At 45.5% G+C, this 2,528-nt stretch carries 2 protein-coding genes and 1 pseudogene; 2 read left to right on the top strand and 1 reads right to left on the bottom strand.

The window, feature by feature from the left end:
- Positions 1–840: peptidase dimerization domain-containing protein (locus tag DBO31_RS04645; RefSeq protein ID WP_150824557.1), on the bottom strand; the 840-nt coding region annotated here is incomplete at its 3' end.
- 327 nt (positions 841–1,167) lie between these two features.
- On the opposite strand from DBO31_RS04645, the gene DBO31_RS04640 reads away from it, so the two are divergent.
- Together DBO31_RS04640 and DBO31_RS04635 are read left to right on the top strand one after the other, a co-directional pair.
- Positions 1,168–2,121 (top strand): ABC transporter permease, encoded by a 954-nt coding sequence (locus DBO31_RS04640; RefSeq protein ID WP_113854997.1) that lies wholly within the window; start codon positions 1,168–1,170, stop codon positions 2,119–2,121.
- Positions 2,122–2,145: 24 nt separating this feature from the next.
- Positions 2,146–2,528, top strand: a pseudogene (locus tag DBO31_RS04635) (hypothetical protein); the annotation flags it as partial.

Below are 2,528 nucleotides of genomic sequence, written 5' to 3'. Positions count from 1 at the left end.
TTTAGGATCCCGTGCCGCATCGAGCAACTCGTGAAATTTTTGATCTATCCGTTGAAGTTCTTCTTTGGATTCTGAACGCAGATCAATCGTGAAAGACGCATGTTCGGCGATGGAATTTATCGTCGATCCACCCTGAATCGTTCCTACATTATATGTCGTTTTAGGATTGGCCGGTACATCCAGATTATAGAGGTTCCAGATAATGCCGGAAGCGATGGCAATGGCATTATCGTTACCAAAGTTTCCCCAACTATGACCGCCTTCCGCCTGTATATCAATCTGATAACGACGGGAACCGACGGCCAGATTGATGAATGAATCACTGTTACAATCAATAGCGACCATTTCACTGACTTCGTGAGCATGGTCTGTCATGAACTGGCGGATGCCTTTGAGGTTTCCCAGCCCTTCTTCTCCTACATTGAACAGAAAGAAAGCACCTGCCGGCAGTTCGATATGAAGCGATAAGATCATTTCTGCAAAGAAGAGAAGACTGGCTACATTGGCGCTGTTATCACCACAAGACGGTGCTGCGAATATATTGCCTTCGATTTTCGGCTTGATAGAGGATACTTGATTAAATACTGTATCAATATGAGCTCCGTACACAGGATGCTTATTGCCTTTTGTTACCTGACAGGGCCAGATGACATTACCTGCCGTATCTATATAAGCTTCTGATGCGCCTAATTTGTGAAGGTAATTTAAAATCCAGTCCGCTTTAGCCTGTTCTGAACCTGTCGGTGACGGCAGACTGCAAATTGTTGTCAATAATTCTATGAGATGGCGTTCATTTGTCCTGGCAAAACGGTCTATCTGTTGTGTGACAGATGTATTCATTAAGATTCCCCCTTTTGGCTATCATACCATGCTTATTATACACCACGGATGGGGAATGGTATATGGATATATTTCGCAATTTCATATTGCGAAAACAACTAAAAATATTATGATTATATATGAAAATATATAATCAATTAAAAAAATAATACGTTTAACCCATTGACATTTTAAGGCGTGTGGTGTATCATTCAAACATACCTAAACAAATTCAAAGACAGGAAGATGCAATGGCGCATAGTACTATGTGTCATTGCTCTTTTTTTTAGGTAACCTGCTGATCTGGTGCATACAGACCGACATGTGTTGTATTTAGGGGGGATTATTATGGGGAAGTACATCTTAAAACGAGTGCTTATTTCTATCCCGGTCTTGTTTCTCATATCCATCGGTGCATTTGTCCTGGTTCATCTGACACCGGGGGATCCGGCCGACATGTATATTTCACCGGATATGACGGCAGCCCAGGTGGAGATGACACGAGCCGCTCTGGGACTGGACAGGCCCTTATTTATCCAGTATGTAGACTGGATGGCTAATTTCCTGACTGGGAATATGGGATTTTCCTTTGCAGACCGCCAGCCTGTACTGGATATCATTTCCCAGCGCCTGGGACCAACACTGCTTCTCATGAGTATCAGCCTTATTGTAGCTTATGCGACGGCTATTCCACTAGGAATCATAGCGGCCCTTCATAAAAACTCGAAACTGGACCGGGCTATCATCGGCTGGACATTCTTCAATGTTTCCTTTCCACCGTTCTTCCTGGGACTGGCTTTGATTTACATCTTTGCTGTTGAACTGGATCTGCTCCCGACGGGCGGCATGGAAGTCCTCGGGATGGAAAATGATGGCATCGACCTGGCGGAACATCTGGTTCTTCCCGTCATCGTTATGGCGTCGCAGTTTTCTGCAAATATGATCCGGTACGTACGGGCCAGCGTCCTGGAGGTGCTGGGTCAGAATTATATCCGCACAGCCTTGGCAAAAGGACTTAAGTGGCGTCAGATTTTACGGTTCCATGTACTGCGCAACTCTCTGATACCTATCGTTACGGTCATTGGGACCGACCTGCCGAAAGTTATTGGCGGCGCAGTCATCACCGAACAGATTTTTCAGTGGCCCGGTATTGGATCACTTACCGTAGCAGCCATTAATTCCCGGGACTATCCCGTACTCATGGCAATTGTTATTTTGTCGGCAATCGCCGTTCTCATTGCGAATCTGACCGTTGATATTGCCTATGCGGCTATTGATCCACGTATCAAGTATAGTAAATAGGGGATTTGAAAAGGGGGGACAGGAATGGAAGCAAATAAATTTGTTTTGGTACATCAAAACAGTATCGGTGCTTCATTCGGACTGAATGCCCTGAGTGGCAAAAAAGAAAAGGAAAAAGAAGAAGTTCCTGAATCTTGGGGGAAAATCACATGGCGCCGGTTCTGTAAAAACAAGGTGGCTGTATGGAGCCTGGTTCTCTTTGGAGCGATTATCCTGATGGCCATCCTGGCACCACTAATCTCGCCATTTGATCCGGTACAGACGACGGGAGCTTTCGATGAAGGCCCATCAGCTGCTCATCTGCTGGGGACAGACGATGTCGGACGTGATGTACTGAGCCGCCTCATATATGGTTCACAGGTTTCATTGATTGTTGGCATCGGGTCGGTTGTCATCTATGCGGCAAT

The organism is Megasphaera sp. DJF_B143 (assembly GCF_900320625.1).
In the GTDB taxonomy this organism is placed as follows: domain Bacteria; phylum Bacillota; class Negativicutes; order Veillonellales; family Megasphaeraceae; genus Megasphaera; species Megasphaera hexanoica.
The sequence above is the reverse complement of the archived record's forward strand: the minus strand, read 5'-3'. Positions and strand labels throughout refer to the sequence as shown.